This window comes from Rossellomorea marisflavi, assembly GCF_009806575.1.
Lineage (GTDB): Bacteria > Bacillota > Bacilli > Bacillales > Bacillaceae_B > Rossellomorea > Rossellomorea marisflavi_A.
Genome location: NZ_CP047095.1, coordinates 3790176 through 3808603 on the forward strand (window position 1 = coordinate 3790176; position 18428 = coordinate 3808603).

Annotated in this window: 18 protein-coding genes and 1 riboswitch; of the genes, 5 read left to right on the top strand and 13 right to left on the bottom strand. The window is 50.6% G+C overall.

Annotation, left to right across the window (positions count from 1 at the left end; all coding sequences use genetic code 11):
- Nucleotides 1-21: 21 nt before the first annotated feature.
- Both D5E69_RS19600 and D5E69_RS19605 read right to left on the bottom strand, forming a co-directional pair.
- Nucleotides 22-1620: a M20/M25/M40 family metallo-hydrolase gene (locus tag D5E69_RS19600; protein WP_048013224.1), complete on the bottom strand. Its 1599-nt coding sequence runs from the start codon at nucleotides 1618-1620 to the stop codon at nucleotides 22-24.
- A 14-nt stretch (nucleotides 1621-1634) separates the two neighbouring features.
- Nucleotides 1635-2285, bottom strand: a complete 651-nt coding sequence (locus tag D5E69_RS19605) for a GntR family transcriptional regulator (RefSeq protein ID WP_148794289.1) — start codon at nucleotides 2283-2285, stop codon at nucleotides 1635-1637.
- 119 nt (nucleotides 2286-2404) lie between these two features.
- Between D5E69_RS19605 and D5E69_RS19610 the strand changes: the two genes are divergently transcribed.
- Together D5E69_RS19610 and galU are read left to right on the top strand one after the other, a co-directional pair.
- Nucleotides 2405-3769 (top strand): FAD-binding oxidoreductase, encoded by a 1365-nt coding sequence (locus D5E69_RS19610; RefSeq protein ID WP_148794287.1) that lies wholly within the window; start codon nucleotides 2405-2407, stop codon nucleotides 3767-3769.
- Between the two features lie 80 nt (nucleotides 3770-3849).
- The gene (galU, locus tag D5E69_RS19615; RefSeq protein WP_200843170.1) at nucleotides 3850-4728 is read left to right on the top strand and encodes a UTP--glucose-1-phosphate uridylyltransferase GalU; all 879 of its coding nucleotides are present in this window, start codon (nucleotides 3850-3852) and stop codon (nucleotides 4726-4728) included.
- A gap of 34 nt (nucleotides 4729-4762) precedes the next feature.
- Here the strand turns inward: galU and D5E69_RS19620 are convergent, their stop codons facing one another.
- From D5E69_RS19620 to D5E69_RS19635, 4 genes are read right to left on the bottom strand one after another with little or no spacing between them, the layout of a single operon-like run.
- Nucleotides 4763-5323, bottom strand: coding sequence for a flavin reductase family protein (locus tag D5E69_RS19620; protein ID WP_231578880.1), 561 nt, complete (start codon nucleotides 5321-5323; stop codon nucleotides 4763-4765).
- 59 nt (nucleotides 5324-5382) lie between these two features.
- A complete protein-coding gene (locus D5E69_RS19625) occupies nucleotides 5383-6891 on the bottom strand; it encodes a sodium:solute symporter family protein (protein ID WP_048006590.1) in 1509 nt (502 codons plus the stop codon).
- Nucleotides 6892-6894: 3 nt separating this feature from the next.
- A complete protein-coding gene (locus tag D5E69_RS19630) occupies nucleotides 6895-7152 on the bottom strand; it encodes a hypothetical protein (RefSeq protein ID WP_048006591.1) in 258 nt (85 codons plus the stop codon).
- 50 nt (nucleotides 7153-7202) lie between these two features.
- Complete coding sequence (locus tag D5E69_RS19635; RefSeq protein WP_048006592.1) at nucleotides 7203-8405, bottom strand: CaiB/BaiF CoA transferase family protein; 1203 nt, start codon at nucleotides 8403-8405, stop codon at nucleotides 7203-7205.
- Nucleotides 8406-8557: 152 nt separating this feature from the next.
- On the opposite strand from D5E69_RS19635, the gene D5E69_RS19640 reads away from it, so the two are divergent.
- Nucleotides 8558-9211, top strand: coding sequence for a GntR family transcriptional regulator (locus D5E69_RS19640; RefSeq protein ID WP_048006593.1), 654 nt, complete (start codon nucleotides 8558-8560; stop codon nucleotides 9209-9211).
- Between the two features lie 14 nt (nucleotides 9212-9225).
- Nucleotides 9226-10110: a hydroxymethylglutaryl-CoA lyase gene (locus D5E69_RS19645; RefSeq protein WP_159130099.1), complete on the top strand. Its 885-nt coding sequence runs from the start codon at nucleotides 9226-9228 to the stop codon at nucleotides 10108-10110.
- A 48-nt stretch (nucleotides 10111-10158) separates the two neighbouring features.
- Here the strand turns inward: D5E69_RS19645 and D5E69_RS19650 are convergent, their stop codons facing one another.
- The 3 genes from D5E69_RS19650 to D5E69_RS19660 form a co-directional block, all read right to left on the bottom strand.
- Nucleotides 10159-10728: a serine O-acetyltransferase gene (locus D5E69_RS19650; protein WP_053072506.1), complete on the bottom strand. Its 570-nt coding sequence runs from the start codon at nucleotides 10726-10728 to the stop codon at nucleotides 10159-10161.
- Nucleotides 10729-10836: 108 nt separating this feature from the next.
- On the bottom strand, nucleotides 10837-12096 hold the full coding sequence (gltT, locus tag D5E69_RS19655; protein ID WP_048013228.1) for a glutamate/proton symporter GltT: 1260 nt from the start codon (nucleotides 12094-12096) through the stop codon (nucleotides 10837-10839).
- A gap of 86 nt (nucleotides 12097-12182) precedes the next feature.
- Nucleotides 12183-12321, bottom strand: a riboswitch (cyclic di-AMP (ydaO/yuaA leader).
- Between the two features lie 210 nt (nucleotides 12322-12531).
- Nucleotides 12532-13326, bottom strand: a complete 795-nt coding sequence (locus tag D5E69_RS19660; protein ID WP_063190576.1) for an SGNH/GDSL hydrolase family protein — start codon at nucleotides 13324-13326, stop codon at nucleotides 12532-12534.
- A 293-nt stretch (nucleotides 13327-13619) separates the two neighbouring features.
- On the opposite strand from D5E69_RS19660, the gene D5E69_RS19665 reads away from it, so the two are divergent.
- The gene (locus D5E69_RS19665; protein ID WP_048013230.1) at nucleotides 13620-14108 is read left to right on the top strand and encodes a sigma-70 family RNA polymerase sigma factor; all 489 of its coding nucleotides are present in this window, start codon (nucleotides 13620-13622) and stop codon (nucleotides 14106-14108) included.
- A 93-nt stretch (nucleotides 14109-14201) separates the two neighbouring features.
- On the opposite strand, the gene D5E69_RS19670 is transcribed toward D5E69_RS19665, so the two are convergent.
- The 4 genes from D5E69_RS19670 to D5E69_RS19685 all read right to left on the bottom strand — a co-directional run bounded on the left by D5E69_RS19670 (nucleotide 14202) and on the right by D5E69_RS19685 (nucleotide 18397).
- Nucleotides 14202-14654, bottom strand: coding sequence for a ZIP family metal transporter (locus D5E69_RS19670; RefSeq protein WP_063190575.1), 453 nt, complete (start codon nucleotides 14652-14654; stop codon nucleotides 14202-14204).
- A gap of 79 nt (nucleotides 14655-14733) precedes the next feature.
- Entirely contained in the window at nucleotides 14734-16656 is a 1923-nt protein-coding gene (locus D5E69_RS19675) for a BglG family transcription antiterminator (RefSeq protein ID WP_048006617.1), read from the bottom strand.
- Nucleotides 16657-16694: 38 nt separating this feature from the next.
- Complete coding sequence (locus D5E69_RS19680; RefSeq protein ID WP_048006598.1) at nucleotides 16695-18071, bottom strand: glycoside hydrolase family 1 protein; 1377 nt, start codon at nucleotides 18069-18071, stop codon at nucleotides 16695-16697.
- On the bottom strand, nucleotides 18068-18397 hold the full coding sequence (locus D5E69_RS19685) for a PTS sugar transporter subunit IIA (protein WP_048006599.1): 330 nt from the start codon (nucleotides 18395-18397) through the stop codon (nucleotides 18068-18070). The genes D5E69_RS19680 and D5E69_RS19685 overlap by 4 nt, the downstream gene beginning before the upstream one ends.
- Between the last annotated feature and the right edge of the window lie 31 nt (nucleotides 18398-18428).

Consider the following 18428-nt stretch of genomic DNA (forward strand, 5'->3'; position numbering starts at 1 on the left):
ATGATCCCTGATCGCGGTCATTCAATCATTCATTACCTCTTTGATCACAGCTTCCACAAAAGCAGGCGTCTTCACAAATGCGCTCTCGATATGAAGCCTTTCGGTGCGCTTATGGGCATCCTTCCCGAACGGTCCCACGTTCAGGACGGGGGCGTCAAGGCTTGTCATGGCATCGAACGGAATGGAGTACGTCGTTTCCCACACCGGGGTATTTTCCTCATACACGGTCCAGCCGTGATGCTCATCCTTGAAATTCACATAGCTCAAGTCTGAGATCCCGTTGAAGTAGTGGATCTGCTCCACCTCCAGTCCGAAAGACTTCTCCGCCTCCTTGGTCACCTTCTCCACCAGCTTCTGCACAAGCGGATGGTCAGACGTGTTCACCGCAGGGTAATACGGGGGGGTGTACATCAAGACGATGGCAGGCGTCAACTCCTGACAGTCGATGAGAAGGGTGTCGGCCATCTTGAATGATTTCTCCCGATCATCCCCGATGTATGAGCGGATATCCTGCCTCAATGCTTCGATATATTCCTTCCCCATCTTCATCTCGGCATAACGGAGAAGCTCCCCGTAGCGCAGGACGGATACGTCGCCGATCGACGGGATCCCTTCCCTTTCGCACAGCTCCCGGTACCACTCATTGCACTCTTCTGCCGCTTCCCTGGCCACCTCTTCAAAGGTATTCATCACATCGGCGGCCGAACGCTTCATCGTGAACACATTGTACATGGCCACGGTACCGAACGGCGTCTGGGCCGAATAATTCAGGCGCAGGTCTTCCTGGAGCAATGTGATGGGAAGCGGTGTCGATTCTCCTTGGTCGCTTTCCCGGAACAGGGGATTCCATTCCATCTTCCGGGTCAGGAATGACGCCATGAACGATGAGGTCAACCCGCTGAGAGGCTCTCCGACATGGGTTTCCTTCCCATAGAAAAGCGCTGACGGCATGATTTTCCCGATGGAGCCCGAATAGATCTTATAAGCCGTATCCGTCGGGTTCTGGGAAAAGACCGGCTCCCCGTTCAGGAAGAGGGTGTACGTAAGTCCATGTTCATCCCTCATGTCATTGAGGGCCGTCACGGCAGCCCTCATACCGGAAGAGTTGATCTCCTCATCCGGAACCGTCAAAAGGACCAGATTCACCGGCCACCCCTCTGCTGAAGCTTTCTCGATGGTCGCCATATGGACGGCAAGTCCCGCCTTCATGTCCATCGTGCCGCGTCCCCACAGGAACGTGCCGGCTTCGAGATCCTTCTTCGCTTCGGGATGAAGTTCGGCCGCATATTGAGGGAGCTCTTTTGTGAGCGCCTCTGGATTGAATGCAAGTGCTTCGAGCACCCCGTATTCTTCCGTACTCACCGTGTCGAAGTGACTGATGAGGACAATGGTCTTCGTTGCTTGCGGATGCTTATAAAGGGCCGTCAGGAACGACCGTCCAAGATCGGCTTCCCCAAGCTTAAGCTGCTGCGGATGCTCGGTAAAATACGAAATGCCCTTCATTTTCTCCATCAGCTTCCTCGGGAACTCGATTTCCCCTTCCGTCAATGTCCTGCTGTGCCAGCTGACGAGCTCACAAAGCAGTGCCCGCAATGCTTCCGGCGTTTGCCACTGTGCCATGACCCTTCCCCCTTTTATCGATCTTCTCTATAGTATCCCTGCATGCGCTGTCTGATCTGAGTCATATGATGACGCATTTGCCTTTTCGCTGATTCCCGGTCGCCGACCTTGAGGAATCGGACAAGGCGAACATGCTCTTCGTAGGCTTCCATCGCACTCATCCTGAGCCTTCCCGACAGACCGAGGAAGGCTCGGTTCACTCCCGTATTGGATGATTTGATCATTTCCTTCAGCTTCGGATTCGGATTAGGCGCTGCCAACAGGAGATGGAAGCGCCGGTCCAGGTCAATGAATGCATCGTATCGGTCTTCGAGTATCGCACGGTGCTGTGCTTCCAGATTGTCATCAAGTTCACCCATGAGGCCCTCACCCAATCCCGGGATCACATCGAGGTTATATACCTCGAGAAGCTCCCTGATCTCCAGATGCTGCAGCCCATCCTCCTCGGTAAAGGAAGCGACAACGGCGACCTTCGCTTCAGAAATCGTCACCAGCCCCTCGGCGGCGAGTTTCCTCAGCGCTTCCCTGATCGGCGTCCGGCTGATCCCATATTCTTCGGCAAGCCTTTTCTCCGGAAGCTCATCCCCTGAGGACAGCTCCCCTGAAAGAATCTGTTTCCTGAGCATCTGGAACGCCTGACCTGCAAGTGTTTTCTTTATGATCAAACCCGTCCCCCCTCGTTTGAATCATTCCCGGTATACCGTATACATGTATCGTACGGTATGATACCCTACCTGTAAATAGACTTTTTTGAAAATTAGTAAAACGAGGAAGGTGTGATCCCATGGATCCCCAATGGATCAATGAATTAATAGAAGCAATTGGAGCAGACGGCGTAACCATCAACGAAACCGCCTTGCTTCAGCACAGCCATGATGAGTCCCATCATCCCGGGGTCAACCCGGATGTGGTCGCTTCACCGGAAGATACGGAAGGTGTAGTGGCCATTCTTCGAACCGCTTCCCGGTACGGGATCCCCGTGACCCCATACGGAGCGGGATCCGGATTGGACGGAGGCGCAATCCCGGTCCAGAACGGAATCTCCCTCGATTTCACGCGGATGGACCGCATCCTCCATTTCAGCCCCGAGGATATGAGCGTCACCGTCCAGCCCGGCATCACCCGCCTTGCCCTGAACAAACAGATCAACCGCCATGGTCTCTACTTCCCCATCGACCCGGGAGCGGATGCAAGCATCGGCGGCATGACTGCAACGAACGCAAGCGGGACAACGGCCGTCCGATACGGATCCATGAGGGATCAGGTACTCGACCTTGAAGTGGTACTGGCTGACGGCAGAGTCATCCACACCGGCAGCCGTGCCAAAAAATCTTCCAGCGGATATCACCTCAATGGCCTCTTCACAGGATCAGAAGGAACCCTCGGCATCATCACCGGCATCACCCTGAAGCTGCATGGAACGCCGGAGCATCTGATCGCCGCGCGTTGTACGTTTCCTTCCCCGAAAGCCTGTGCAGAAGCGGCCCACATGATCCTCATGAGCGGGATCCCCGTCCAGCGGATCGAGCTGGTCGACTCCGAGAGCATCCGTCAGGTGAATGCATATGGTCAGTACGAGTTCCCCGAGGAACATTCCCTCTTCTTCGAATTCGCCGGAACGAAGGGCGGCGCTGAGGAAGAAGCAAGTCTCGCAGAAGAGCTCATGAAGGATGCAGGATGCAGCCACTGGGAACGAGCTGCGGGCTCGAAGGAACGGAGCGAAATCTGGCGGGCAAGACATGAGCTCTCCTATGCCTTCAGCCATATTCCCGGGAAGAAGATGCTCGGCTCCGATGTGTGCGTTCCCCTATCCCATCTCGCCGAACTCGTCGTCCATGCCCGGACTCTCATCGAAGACAGCGGGCTCCTTGGGGGCGTCTTCGGACACGTCGGAGACGGAAACTTCCACACGAGCATCGTCTATGATCCGAAGAAACCGGAAGAAAGGAAAAAAGCCCTTCATATCAATGAAGAGCTCGTATTGAAGGCTCTGGGATCAGGAGGGACCAGCACAGGCGAACACGGTGTAGGCATCGGCAAGAAAAAGTATCAGGAGCAGGAACATGGAGAGGCCGCCAAGGTCATGAAATCCTTCAAGCTTCTCCTCGACCCTGAAGGAATCCTGAATCCGGGAAAAATCTTCGACTGATGGCGAAGGAGAGCATCCAATGTCATATCCCCGCTCCTATTCTGATAAGATAGGAGAAAAAGAAGAGGAGGCTGATAGGATTGAAGAATGTCACGAAAGTCATCATTCCCGCTGCCGGTCTGGGGACACGGTTCCTGCCGGCGACGAAAGCGCAGCCCAAGGAAATGCTCCCCATCGTCGACAAGCCGACGATCCAATACATCATCGAGGAAGCCGTCACTTCCGGTATCACGGATATCATCATCATCACCGGCCGGGGAAAAAGAAGCATCGAAGATCACTTCGATAAATCCTATGAACTCGAATCCACCTTGGCAGACAAGGAGAAATGGGAGGAGCTTGAAGAAATCCAATCGATTTCGAACCTCGCAAACATCCATTATATCAGGCAGAAGGAGCCCCTCGGACTCGGGCATGCCGTCCTGTGCGCACGCTCGTTCATCGGGGACTCCCCCTTTGCCGTCATGCTCGGCGATGATCTCATCGACTCCGAGGTCCCGTGCCTGAAGCAGCTCGTCAGCGCTTACGATGAGCTGGGCGGTCCCATCCTCGGGGTCCAGCGCATCAACCGCGACGAAACCGGAAAATATGGGATCGTCCAAAAAGGTCCCAAAACTGCGCGATCGGGCTGCCACCTCGTCGACGGACTCATTGAAAAACCCGACCCTTCCCATGCCCCATCAGACCTTGCCATCATGGGCCGTTACATCCTCACACCCGAGATCTTCTCCTACCTTGAAGACCTCGGACCCGGAGCAGGAGGCGAATACCAGCTCACCGATGCCATCAATCACTATAGCAGGACACATCCAGTCTATGCGCAGGAATTCGACGGGGAGCGGTATGACATCGGCGATAAGTTCGGCTTTATACGTGCAACAGTGGACTTTGCGTTGAAGAGGGATGGACTCGGGGACGACCTGCGTGCCTACCTTCGGCAAGTTGGGAGACAAGGATAAAGGAAAAAGGCCGGATCCGGCCTTTTTCCTTTTGTCATCTGGGAAGCGTAAAGATCTCTCCCACCTCACTATAATTCCCTGCCAAGCGCCCCAGGGGAGAAAGACGGTCCAAGTCCACCTTATAATCCCCCAGATACACGTCTTCCTGAATGTGATAATGGGTCACTCTTCCGATGATCAACCAGTCAGAGCCAAGGGAAATCATCTGCTCCAAGCAGCACTCCATCTGGATCGGCGCTTCTTTCACCCGTTTCGCCCTTACGGTACGACTCTCGACAGGAGTAACGCCTGCCCTTTTAAATTCATCTATTGCTTCCTCCACGTTTTCAGCTGTAACCTGCATTTGATTCCCGAGAGAGGAAGGAACCACATTTACGACGAACTCACCGATCGCTTTTATATTCACGAATGTATCCTTTTCCGTACCTGTCCTCTCCCCTACACCTGGTCCGATGGAGAAACAGAGCATCGGAGGATTACGCGAAGCGACCGTAAAGAAACTGAATGGAGCCAGATTCAACCCCCCTGCCTCGGAAATGGTCGACACCCAGGCAATCGGCCTTGGAACAACCGATCCACTTAATAGTTTATACATTTGATTATCATGTAACTGACTGGGGTTGAATTCTATCAATCTGCCATTCTCCTTCCCTGCTAATTGGCTTTAGAGCGTAATGTTTGATATTCCTCCTGTTCAACCGGCTTATCGGCAGCCGACGGAAGCAACCATGATCCTACCACACAGATGACAAAGTTCAATCCAAGACCGATCACACCCCCGTGGATACCATAAATCGTTTTATTGCCTGTAAGAGTAAGGACCCCAGCAAGTAACGCACCGAAAAGCATTCCCCAGAAAACCGCCTTCTTATCAAGCCCTTTCCAATAAAGACCGAGGACAAACGCCGGGAAAACCTGAACCAGCAGTTCAAATTTCAAAATAAAGATTTCATACAGAGTACCTGGAGGATTCCACGCCACCCATAGAAGCAGGAAGACAGCCACAACCCCGACCACCTTTCCAACCATGACCTTCCTGTGCTCAGACGCACGCGGATTCATAAAGCGCCCGTACACATCATTGGAAATCATGGAAGAGAAGCTCAGGAGGACTGAATCCGCAGTCGACACGATGGCCGCCACGATGCCACCGAAGAAAATGATCATCATCCAATAATAAAATGGATTGATGGCCGCAATGTCATTAGCCAGCATGCCGACGATCTGCTCTGAACCGACGGTATCCAGGCCTGGATACAACATGATGGCTGTAATACCTACGATAAACACCAAGCCTGTTGTAATGAGGGGCATCCACGCCATCCTGGAAAATGATTTCTTAAGCGTCCTTTCACTCTGTGCCGAATAGATCCGCTGCACCGCATGTGGGTATATACTTGCACCTAATCCGACCAGGAGCAGCATGCTAAACCAGTTAATGGATACTTCTGTCGGCGGAACGGCGGTTTTGACCGGCTCCATTTCATGAATATACCGGGTAACATCTGCAAAATTGCCACCCACAAGATAAAGACCACCGATGAGGAATACAATGATGCCCACCATTAGGATGATCCCCTGCATGACATCGGTAAAAGCAACCGCTTTCATTCCTCCCATCCATTCATAAGCCAACATCACGAAGATAAAAGCAAGAACAGCGATCTGATAGGGGATTGTCCCTCCCGTCATACCTGAAACCGCATGACCAATCGCTACAAGCTGCTCTAATAGATAGTTTCCAAGACCCCACAGCATGAGAAAGATACTCAACAATGTCACGGCCTTTGATTGAAAACGATGATGCACCCAATCCGTTGGTGTAATGAAGTTGCGGCGCTTCGCTACAACATAGAGTCTGGGAGCAAATAAAAGATAGATCCCGATGATGATGGTCATGAAGGAAATGGATTGAAGCCAAGAAAATCCGGTCCGATAGGCCGAAGGGGCGTACCCCACTATCGTATTCCCACTGTATTGAGTCGCATATAAAGTAAAGAATAGCGCGATGATTCCAAGATTCCGCCCAGCTAGATAATATCCTGAAAGAGAATGGTGAAGGTTCTTCTCACCCCTGCCCGAAAAATACCCGATCACCAGCATGATCACGGCAAAAGCCGAGAGTATGATAATCCCATCAGCACCTGCAAACGTAAGTTCCATCCCTTATCGCTCCTCCTTCATTCGCTCAGACTCTTCTTCATCTTCAACAAGATTCCACTGAGTTCGGCACAGCCAGCTCAAATAGCCACACAGAGCAATCGAAAAAATGAGGGAAATAAACGCCCATAAGGGAAAGCCGAGTATGAATGGTTCAACGGCAGCAGAGGGAAAGTACCACGGTACTACGGCCATGACTAATAAAACCATGAAGACCCAAATCCACTTCTTACGAATCGGTTCCTTAATCGATTTCTCTTTCATTCTTCCTCCTCCTGTTCTTTGAACGAATAAAATCAAGCGCTTACATTTTTTCAGATGATATTCTCTTTTTTGAGCGTTTCCATTTCCTCTTCCTTCATCCCTAACATGCCTGAATAGATTTCCATATTATGCTTGCCCATTTTCTCTGCCCCGGCTTCTTTGACCCTTCCAGGTGTTCGACTGAGCTTTGGAACGATTCCAGGCATGGGGAATTCACCCAGATCAGGATGGTCAACCTTGAGAATCATCTCCCTCTCCTTATAATGAGGATCCTCCAGGATTTCCTTTGCCGTGTAAATCAACCCCGAAGGCACTCCTTTCTCAGCAAGGATCTCCAGTGCCTCTTGTGCATCCAAGGATTTTGTCCATTCCTCTATGATGGAATCAATGAGCTTCATATTTTCACCCCGGGCATAATGAGTGGAAAACCGCTCATCCTCTGCAAGGCCAGGGTTCCCCATTGCCTCACACAAGCGCGAAAATACCCCATCAGAGTTTGCCCCTATCACGATATAGGTGCGATCTTTTGTGAAATAGATATTGGACGGGGCTACTCCCGGCAGGATATTCCCCATCCGTTCCCTTACATACCCGGCAAGGAGATAATCGGGAATCAGACTTTCCATAATGGAGAAAACCGATTCATACAGGGCCGTATCCACCACCTGACCTTTACCCGAATGATTTCTCTCATGTACCGCCACCAAACAACCGATCGTGGCAAAGAGAGCGGCCAGCGTATCTCCTACCGATACTCCTATGCGGGAGGGAGGACGATCCTCAAATCCTGTCACATTCCTCAGCCCACCCATGGCCTCTCCGACACTTCCAAAACCCGCACGATTTTTATATGGGCCCGTTTGACCGAAACCTGATGTCCGTACCATGATGAGGCGGGGGTTGATGGCAGAGAGTTCCTCATATGATAGATTCCACTTTTCCATCGTTCCAGGTCGGAAGTTTTCAATGATGATATCTGTTTCTTTCACAAGCTCCTTTAAGATTTCCTGTCCTTTCTCTTCTCTGAGATTGAGCGTGATCGACTTCTTATTCCTCGATTGAATCGGCCACCATAGACCGATCCCGTCTTTGGACTTCCCCCAATTTCTCATGGGATCCGATTTGCCCGGAGGCTCCACCTTGATCACTTCAGCTCCGAAATCAGCCAGCATCCTGCCGCTGAAAGGTCCGGCCAGCAAGGTCCCCAGTTCCACCACTCGCAAGTCCTCCAATGGAAGCTTTTGTTCCTCCACATGATCCTCTCCTTGTTAGAATTTTCTTAATCTTGTATACAAATTTAACTTCTTGTATACAATTAGTCAATAACTATTTAAATAAAGCGCTTTTATTTATTAAATATTGTGAATTTTATTTTTATTGTATACAATGTACATGAGGTGTTGGTATGGATGCATACAAATATATTAAAGGCGCAATCATTGACGGTCGTTATACCCCGGGTATGCGATTGGGAGAAGAATTCCTTGCCAAGGAACTGAATCTTAGCAGAACACCGATCAGGGAAGCCATCCGGCACCTTGAAGCAGACGGGTTGGTTGTCCCCCTGAAACGGGGCGTGAGTGTCCGAAACTTCACTAATGAAGACATCCGGCAGATCTATGACCTCAGGACTCTCCTCGAGGGGTATGCTGCAAGCCAGGCAGCCATCCATCGGACAGAAGAGGATTTAGTCAAAATGGAGAGCGCGAACATTCAATATGAAAAGGTCATTCAAGATTATGGGGAATCCGACCTGGTCAGGGTCAAGGAAATCGTTGATGTGAACCAGCAGTTTCATGAAGTGATCATCCACGCAGCGAACAACGCCCATCTGCATTTTCATCTGTCGAAAGTTGTTGTCGTCCCTATCGTTTATAGATCATTCTATTGGTATGATGACAATCAATTAAAACGATCATTGGAAATCCACAAAATCATTCTGCAGGCCATACAGAATAAAGAGCCTGAAAGGGCCAGAATCGCCATGCACGAACACATCTACCAGGGACGGGATCATGTCTTGAAGCATTTGGATAAGATAAAAAGCGCCAAACAGTAAAAGGAGGATCCAGGATGATAGAAATCTGTGAAGTAGGTCCACGTGACGGGCTCCAGAATGAGCCTAAAATCCTCAGCATTGCGGAAAAAGCCGAGCTGATTACACGTCTGATTGAATCTGGTGTTCGTTATTTCGAAGCTGTTTCGTTCGTCAACCCTACCGTCGTCCCTCAAATGGCAGATGCAGAAGAGGTGCTCAACGCACTCCCCAAAGGCGACGGGGTCACATACGCAGGACTCATCCTGAGTCGCTCGGGCCTGACAAGGGCCCTTACGACGGATGTCGACTGTCTCCATGTCGTCACGACTACAAGCGACAGCTTCAATCTCAAGAATGTCAAACGGACGGTCGCCCAATCGGTTACCGAGCTTGAGGACGTCATCCGTGAAGGCTCCGCTGCCTCCAAGGACGTGCTCGGTGTCCTCGGCACCGCTTTCGGATGCCCTTTCGAAGGCAAGGTGGAATCCAGCACTGTCCTTCATGTGGCTGAACGTTTCCTTCATGCAGGATGTACAGGGATCACCCTGGCCGATACAACAGGCATGGCGAATCCCCAGCAGGTCCATGATCTGGTGAAGATGTTCCACAGGGAGTTTGGAGAAGACATGAAACTCGGCCTCCACTTCCATAACACCCGCGGGCTGGGACTTGCCAATACGTTGGCTGGCTACCAGGCTGGGGTCCGCCGCTTTGATTCTTCGATTTCCGGCCTCGGAGGCTGTCCATTTGCCCCTAAGGCAGTCGGTAACGTGTGCACAGAAGATATGGTCAATATGTTTCATCAGATGGGGATTGATACTGGAACCGATCTCTCGACATTATTGCAGACATCATCCTGGACAGAAACCATCATGGGAAGACCTCTTGATGGAATGCTGCTGAAAGCTGGAACGGCTTGATAGACTAATAGTATAGAAAAGACCGTCCAATCTCTTGGACGGTCTTTCCTATACGCTCATACTCCTCAAAGAATGCGCCACCTCTACCTTCCCCACCGGCCTGGCAGGCGCTCCCGCAACGATCACATCCGGCTGGATATCCTTCGTCACGACTGAATTCGCCCCGACTGACACATTATCCCCGATGATGACGGGACCGGCAACGACGGCCCCCGTGAAGATGGTCACATTATCACCGATGATCGGCTTTATTTGACCATTCCGCTCCTGGTCCCTGCCCCCGATCGTGACATTTTGGAACACCTCCAGGTTTGCCCCGGCCTTCACTTTCGTTCCGATCACCACCCCAACCGAGTGGGCAATCCGGAAGCCGGGACCGATTTCGGCACCGTAGGAAATCTCGGCACCATAGAAGATGATACCTGCCGACCGGAGGATCCTGGGAATGAGCGGCACCCGCTTTACATGAAGGGCGTGCCCGATCCGGTACATCACGACAAGCCAGAAGGTCGAAGCATTGAAGAAGCTGATGATCAATCCTTTCGGGGATAACCCATATGCCCTGTAGTCTGATTTGATCAAATGGAACATGCGGTCCACATCCTTCGCCTTTTTCATCCAGTCTAGCCCCTGGATATGAAGGGAATATGGAAGAGATATTAGGGATTTGTAAAGAATGAATGACAAAAAACCTCCGCTCAATCGATTCTTGAGCGGAGGTTTTTCCTAACCAGCCTTCATGACTTCATTTCCATGATCTGCGTCATACTGTCCTTCTGATTTGGACATGACGATAGCGGCAAGTGTGTTACCTGTTAAGTTGACGACGGTACGGGCCATATCCATGATCCTGTCGACCCCTGCGATGAAGGCAAGGCCTTCTGCCGGTACCCCGATGGTACCAAGGGTGGCAAGGAGGACGACGAAGGATGTACCAGGTACAGCAGCCATCCCTTTCGATGTCACCATAAGGACAAGGATGAGGGTGATCTGTTGCATGATGGAAAGGTCGATGCCGTAGACCTGCGCGAGGAACAGGGCGGCGATGGCCTGATACAGGACCGATCCATCAAGGTTGAAGGTGTACCCGATCGGTACGACGAAGGATACGATGGCCTTCGGGCAACCCATCTTTTCAAGCTTCTCCATGACGCGTGGAAGTACGGTCTCGGAGCTCGATGTACTGAAGGCGAGTAGAAGCTCATCCTTCAAGTATTTAAGTAGAGTGAAGATGTTCACTCCGGCCCATTTGGCCACCAGTCCCAATACGACGATCAGGAAGAAGATCAAGGCCGCATAGACGAGGCCGACAAGCTTGCCGAGTGACACCAGGGAATCGATCCCGAATTTAGATACGGTTACCCCGATCAGGGCGAATACGCCGAGTGGTGCGACCTTCATGACCATGTTGACGACGTGGAACATGGCATGGGAAACGGCGTCAAAGAATTGAACGACCGGTTTCCCCCGTTCCCCGATGGCTGCTACTCCAAGTCCGAATAGCACGGAGAAGAAGATGATGGCCAGCATGTCCCCTTCCGCGATGGATTGGAAGAAGTTTGTCGGAACGATATGCAGGAAGGTTTCTGCGATGGTTTTGTCTTTCTGGTCTTCTGATGTATCCACGTAGGATTGGATGTCTGTCTTCTCAACAGATCCTAGGTTGACGTGACTTCCAGGATGGAACACGTTCGCCAGGATGATCCCGAGGATGATGGCGACGGTCGTGATGACCTCGAAGTAGATGATCGTCTTTGCCCCAAGACGGCCGAAAGCCTTTCCGTTCCCGGTACCTGCCACACCGACGATGAGAGTGGAGATGACGATCGGAATGACGATCATTTTAATCAAACGAAGGAAAAGGTCTCCCAACGGCTGGAGATACGTAGCAACACGCGGGTCATTAAACCAGATGACCCCGACAAGGATACCCAGGATCAACCCGACGAAGATCTGGGTGGCTAAACCGAAACGAATTTTTTTCATAGATGGTCCCCCTCTTGGATGATGTGCGTAAAGCAAAAAAAGACCGTTCTTAAGAAAGAACAGCCTTTTGGTTGAAAAATAAAGGTTCTTTCTCTCAACTGGCATACGGAGTTAACTGTCGGATTCGGGATTGAGAGTTCCCTACCTGGTAAAAGGATTCACCCCAAGGTATTGAAATACCACTTGCATGATTCCTCCGCTCGATCGATTAAGCCATACTATTTAGTTGTAGTGGGTTAACTTTATTATCCTAATAAAGTTTTATTTAGAAGTCCACAAAATATAATATACAACTTTAATTGATAGACTGTCAAATGTTTTTTAAATAAAGATATTTCAGAATAGTTATTTATTAGTTTTTTTACCTTTTGCAGGATATTTCGTGTATACAAAGATCTATTTAAAGCTAAAAGTAAAACCCGGCACACGCCGGGTTCAATGGGACTTATCCACAAAATAATCCACCATGAAGGACGCCCATACTGCATTCCCATCCTTATTCGGCAGCTCCTTCTTTGTCACCTGAGACTCGACATCCTTCCAAGCCTTCCAATGATCTATGTATGGATAGTGATGATCCTTGGCATACTCTCTCAGCTTCTTCTCTTCCATTGGGTAATAGTGAGCATCGGGGATGGGGTTGGAAGGCTGTAGAAGAATCTTGATATCAGGATTCTCTTTCTTGAACGCATCCAGGATGGCAGTAAGATTCTTCAGCCTTTCCTTCATATCGATGCGACTATTATCCGCAAGAAGAAACGGTTCCAAAAGAAGTAGATCCGGCTTTTCTTTCGCCAGTGGAAGATGAAGTCCATCCTTCACCACCTCTCTGGATGTCTTTCTTCCGACTTCATGGATGGAGACGGAGAGGAGCTCTTCTCCGTATTCTTTCGTCAAGGCCTCTTTCACCGTATCCGGCCAGGCTCCTGCTTCATCCGATGTCGAGGATGACCCGGCAATCATCATGCGTACAGGCTTTCCTTGGGCCGCTTTTTCCCTGAAGAGCGGCTGAACATCACGTGGTAACCCATTGATCCTGTCCAATATCTGCATCCGATGCCTTTCCTTTTCTGCTTTCTCCTCCGCTTCTGCACGTTCTCCTGCCAGCACATCCTGGTGCGAGGCATAAGCCGACGCCTGCACTTCCTTCACCTCCCCTTCCCAGTGATACTTGCCTCCGATCACCACCGAGGAGGTCAATAGTCCCAATACAACCAATCCGATTCTCATCCACTCGTCCCTCCAATCTATGAACTCTATCATATAGGAAGACAGTGGCAATATTTGTATATCTGTGTAGACAACCTCACCATAAATTATGACAAATTCATTAATCAATTTTCACTTTTCTTGAATTGACAGAAAACTTGAGGTTTTCTTAAAAGAAACTTCCGTTATCCACAGGTCCAAGCGGCTTTATCCCCTGATGCAGGGCTGATTGGGGCTTTTGCCACCCATCCTTTTCTCCCTTACTGTGGATATACCGGGAAAACAGAGCGGCGCCTGCTCAAAAGGAATCGAAGATGGAACCATTTGAACTCGTCCATGAACAATACAGCCAGATGATCCACAAAATCATCCACACCCTGCGCATCTACAAAAATCATCATGACTATTACCAGACCGGCTTGATCGCCCTCTGGGAGGCATATATGAAATTTGAACCATCTAAAGGAACGTTCACGTCCTTCGCTTATTCGTATATCAGGGGACGGATTCTGTCTGAGCTGAAGAGGGAAGTACAGGTAGAAGAGCGTGGGGTCGCACTGGAGGAGGGAGCCACGGAAGCAGGCGGTGACGATTTGGACACCCTATCGGTGGAAATCCTCCTCTCCTACTGCGAGAACCTTACGGCCAATCAGAAGAAATGGGTCATCGCTCACTCCCTTCATATGCTGTCGATCAGCGAAATCGCCGACATAGAAGGTGTGTCACCCGAAGCTGTGAAGAAGTGGCGAAAGGGGGCAAAGGAAAGGATCCGGCAGGCCATTTTTAATCAAACGTTTGTTTAAAGTGGATAACCTGTTGATAAACCGGATGTCATTTGCTTAAACGGTCGTATAACAGAACAAAAAAGAAGGATGACCCTATCGTCATCCTTCTTTTTAAAACGTCAATCCATCTTTTTTGCTTTTCGCGTCAAGTCCGGCACCGATGGCGATACCGATTGAAATCCCCAAGGTGAAGCCATAGACCATATTCTCGAGGAATCCCAGGCCGATCAGCATTCCGAAAGTCAGTCCAAGCGGCATGAATACACCAATATAGTAGTTCTGGGGCACCACCTTATGAACCTTATGGACATGATTCAACAGCTTGTTCAGCACTTTCCTATGTGAACGAAAATCCGCTTTCTCCAGTTCAGGCAATCTTGCTCTCAATCTCTTATATTCTTCTCCAAGCTCCATCAGCCCCGATTCACACTCATCGCAGGGTTCCAAATCCGCCATCCTGTTTAGGAGGCGCTCCTCCTTTTCCAGGTCGAGCTTTTGGATCACTCCCTGGCCGGCATCATACTTGAAAGCATGGAGGTGTTTCCTTACTTCTTCGACGTGCACCTGCATCCTCTCCCTAAAGCCATTCATACCAGATTATACCGCCCAGGGCGGATGAGGTCAAAAGGGATCGATGGCATATTCAGACGCCGGTCAGGATCTCCCACAGCTCGCTTACAGACCGTGACCTGAGACATTTTTGAACCAGCTCCTGGTTCTCCACCAAACCGGTTAAAAAGGCATAGACCATTTGCAGGTCTTCGGTACTTTCCTTTTTTACATTCAGGATACAGACGAGCTGCACAGGCTCACCATTCCATACTACCGGCTTTTCAAGGGAACAGATGGCGAGAAAGGTCTCATCCCACTGTGGAGAAATCGGATGGGGAACGGCCAAAAGAGGGCCGAAAGAGGTGGAGGCAATCTCTTCCCGTCGCATTACGCTGTCAAAAAAGGTAGGGTCGACGAGCCCTTTTTTCACCAGTTTATCTGTCAGTCCGGAGAGTACTTCTTCCTTTGTGGAATAGTGTTCATTTACCCACAGGCAATCCCTCCTCAAATAGGCCAGGTGTGAATGCGGCTGGAGATCCAGATGAGACTGGATCCTGGCATAGTCTTCTCCTGATAAGATGGTTCTTACATGTATGACGGGCACGGGGAGGTCTTCTTCCAGGGGAATGGAGGAAATGATGAAGTCGATTTCCTCCAAGTTGTGGTTCTTCAGATGGTAGTATTCGGTGGTGGCCACTACGTCCATTTCATGGCGGAATTTCGATTGAAGCTTATACTTGATCATACGGGCGCTTCCTGCACCGGATGCACAAACGATGATGACGCGCTTTGGCCCTGATCCGGCTAGATTTTGCCGTTCGATGGCCGCTCCCAGGTGCAGAGCCAAGTAACCGATCTCGTTTTCATCGATCTGCACCTCCATGTTTTCATCGATGATCCTGCCGGCGACGACCCCTGCTTCGAATGCAACGGGATAGTTCTTCTTGATATCGTCCAATAGGGGATTGCGGATATTCATGCCGTAGCGGAATCGGTTGATGGCTGGCTTCAGATGGATGAGGAGGGCTGCGCGCAGTTCTTCATCTTCCGTCAGGCGGATCTTCCATTCACGCTCGACTGCGAGAAGGATATCATCAACGAGCGTGGCATACCCCTCACCTTTTGCATCTTGCAGATACTCGACTTCAAGCCGCTGCTCCGTCACAAGGCGCGTACCCAATAAATGAAGGGCAATATAGGCGATCTCAACCTGCGGAAAACGCACCTCCAGCACTTCATTGAGCTCCTCCACCATCTTCTCTGCGATGGTGTACTCTTTTTCCTTAAGGATCTCCTCCATCTGGAGGGTGATGGCGGATATGAGATTCCCCGACATCATCCGCTTACAGGCAATCGCAATGTGGATAACCAGGTTGTTCATAGCAATATCGGACATCTGAAGTCCGTGGCGATCCACATACTTTTCCACCACCGTCCAGATCAAAGCCAGACGCTCCTCATCATGCAGATCGGGAAGGGTCTGGATCTGCCTGCGGACCGGCGTGGTACGATCGATGACGTATTCGGCAAGGCAGAACCGGACGTTCACTTCCTCGCCTTCCACCTTCAGGCCGTAATTCGGCTTTTTGACCAGCAGCAGGTCATAGCGGCTGAGGATATCCTTAACATCCTTCAAATCATTCTGCAGCGTGGAAAAGCTCACGTGGATCTCATCGGCGAGGTCCTGGATCTTCAAGTAGCCATCTGTCTGAAGGAAGCGTCTGACAAGATAGCCTACGCGCTGCTCAGGAGCAACCGGCTTATCAGTCCCGACCTCAAGAAGTTGCTGCAGGAAGGTCTTAAAGACGGATTCCTCCTTGACCTCAAGGGTATAGCCCCTTCCACGGACCGCCCTGATGACGGCACCGTGTCCCTCCAGGCAATCATTCAATTGCTTCACATCTTCCCGGACCGTCCGGGAGGAAACCCGGGACACACCGGCCAGATGACTGCCCGTCACCAGGCCGTCAACCGCCATCAATTCTTTTAAAATCCGTTTGAATCGCGTATTCATGCCCCGTTCCTCCCTTCCGCCATCCTTCTTGCCACTGCTCAGAATCCATTTTGCATCGATACTTCCCTGAACCAATGGGCACTCTTCTTCGGCTTCCTCTCCATTGTATCGAGATCCACCTGATAGAATCCATAACGATTTTTATACGCGTTCATCCAGGACCAGTTGTCCATGAACGTCCACAGATGATACCCCTTCGCCTGACATCCTTCTTGAATGGCCGTATGGAGCCACTCGAGATGGCCCCGGATGAAGTCGATCCGGTAATCGTCATGGATCATGCCTTCTTTCTCGAAGCGCCCCTCATCCTGGACACCCATCCCGTTCTCGGAAACGAACGACTCGATATTCCCGTAGTTTTCTTTCAGATTCATCATGATATCGTAGATGCCTTTTTCGTAGATTTCCCACCCACGATACGGATTCATCTTCCTGCCCGGCATCTCATAGTGATCGAAGAACCATTCAGGCATGAACGGTGCCTCCGGATTCGGCAAATACTCTTTCGCCTTGACCCTCCTCGGCTGATAGTAATTCACCCCAAGGAGATCGATGGTGTTCTGCTTCAGAAGCTCCCGGTCTCCTTCAAGTACAGCCGGAAGATGATCATGGTCAGCAAGAAGATCGATCAGTTCCTGTGGATATTCCCCGAGAACCGATGGATCAAGGAAGCTTCGGTTGAAGAAAAGATCCGCTATCCTGGACGCCTTGACGTCAGCAGGGTGCTCACTCCTCGGATAAGAAGGCGTCAGGTTGAGGATGATCCCGATCTTGCCGTCTCCTACTTTCCTATATTCCGAGATCGCCAGTGCGCTTGCAATCATCGTGTGATACGCCACCTGAGAAGCCTTCTTCCCATCCACGATATTGGGATAGTGGAAATCATACAGGTAGCCGCCCTCAACAGGAACAATGGGCTCGTTGAATGTGAACCACTTCTTCACCCGATCACCATACCGCTCAAAGCAGATGTTTGCGTAGCGTGCAAACGCCTCGGCGACACGGCGGTTCTCAAAGCCCCCTTGATCCTGCATCTCCTTCGGCATATCGAAGTGATACAGTGTGACGAACGGCTCGATGCCATGCCTCAGGAGCTCATCGATGACATTCCCATAAAAGGTGGCCGCCTCTTCGTTCACCGGGCCTTCTCCCCCTGGGATAAGGCGTGACCATGAGATCGAGAATCGATACGTATTGTGACCGATCTCCTTCATTAATGCAATATCGTCACGATAGCGATGATAGAAGCCCGACGTTTGCTCCGGGCCCACACCGTCAAAGAAACGACCGGGTTCGATTTCATACCAATGATCCCATATATTCTTTCCTTTGCCGCCTTCAGATGCGGCCCCTTCGAGCTGGGTGGAGGACGTCGCGCTTCCCCACCAAAAGCCCTCTGGAAATTCCCTTTTCATTTATCCCACTCCTTGTATCGGTAGATTTCAATGATTTCTACAGCCAGATCCCTGACGGTCATCGAGGTCATGAGATGATCCTGCGAATGGATGAGCAGCACATTGAGCGGATTGCTCTGCCCCATGGCTTCCTGCTGGATGAGCTTTGTTTGGTACTCATGGGCTTTCGCCAGTTCCTCCCCAGCCTGGACGATCAGTTCATCTGCACGCTTGAAATCTTTCCGCTTCGCTTCCTGTATGGCTTCCATGGCAAATGACTTTCCGTTTCCTGCATAGAGGATGATTTGAAAGGATATTTCCGTAAGATCTGCTTGCTGCTGTTCCATTACATTCGCCACCTTTTTTGAAATCGCATTG

Bases quoted from the DNA above. Each gene is read 5' to 3' on its own strand.
- D5E69_RS19600 (WP_048013224.1), bottom strand. From the start codon at position 1,620: ATGGCACAGTGGCAAACGCCGGAAGCATTGCGGGCACTGCTTTGTGAG.
- D5E69_RS19610 (WP_148794287.1), top strand. From the start codon at position 2,405: ATGGATCCCCAATGGATCAATGAATTAATAGAAGCAATTGGAGCAGAC.
- D5E69_RS19620 (WP_231578880.1), bottom strand. From the start codon at position 5,323: ATGTATAAACTATTAAGTGGATCGGTTGTTCCAAGGCCGATTGCCTGG.
- D5E69_RS19625 (WP_048006590.1), bottom strand. From the start codon at position 6,891: ATGGAACTTACGTTTGCAGGTGCTGATGGGATTATCATACTCTCGGCT.
- D5E69_RS19630 (WP_048006591.1), bottom strand. From the start codon at position 7,152: ATGAAAGAGAAATCGATTAAGGAACCGATTCGTAAGAAGTGGATTTGG.
- D5E69_RS19640 (WP_048006593.1), top strand. From the start codon at position 8,558: ATGGATGCATACAAATATATTAAAGGCGCAATCATTGACGGTCGTTAT.
- D5E69_RS19645 (WP_159130099.1), top strand. From the start codon at position 9,226: ATGATAGAAATCTGTGAAGTAGGTCCACGTGACGGGCTCCAGAATGAG.
- D5E69_RS19650 (WP_053072506.1), bottom strand. From the start codon at position 10,728: ATGAAAAAGGCGAAGGATGTGGACCGCATGTTCCATTTGATCAAATCA.
- gltT (WP_048013228.1), bottom strand. From the start codon at position 12,096: ATGAAAAAAATTCGTTTCGGTTTAGCCACCCAGATCTTCGTCGGGTTG.
- D5E69_RS19660 (WP_063190576.1), bottom strand. From the start codon at position 13,326: ATGAGAATCGGATTGGTTGTATTGGGACTATTGACCTCCTCGGTGGTG.
- D5E69_RS19665 (WP_048013230.1), top strand. From the start codon at position 13,620: ATGGAACCATTTGAACTCGTCCATGAACAATACAGCCAGATGATCCAC.
- D5E69_RS19675 (WP_048006617.1), bottom strand. From the start codon at position 16,656: ATGAATACGCGATTCAAACGGATTTTAAAAGAATTGATGGCGGTTGAC.
- D5E69_RS19680 (WP_048006598.1), bottom strand. From the start codon at position 18,071: ATGAAAAGGGAATTTCCAGAGGGCTTTTGGTGGGGAAGCGCGACGTCC.
- D5E69_RS19685 (WP_048006599.1), bottom strand. From the start codon at position 18,397: ATGGAACAGCAGCAAGCAGATCTTACGGAAATATCCTTTCAAATCATC.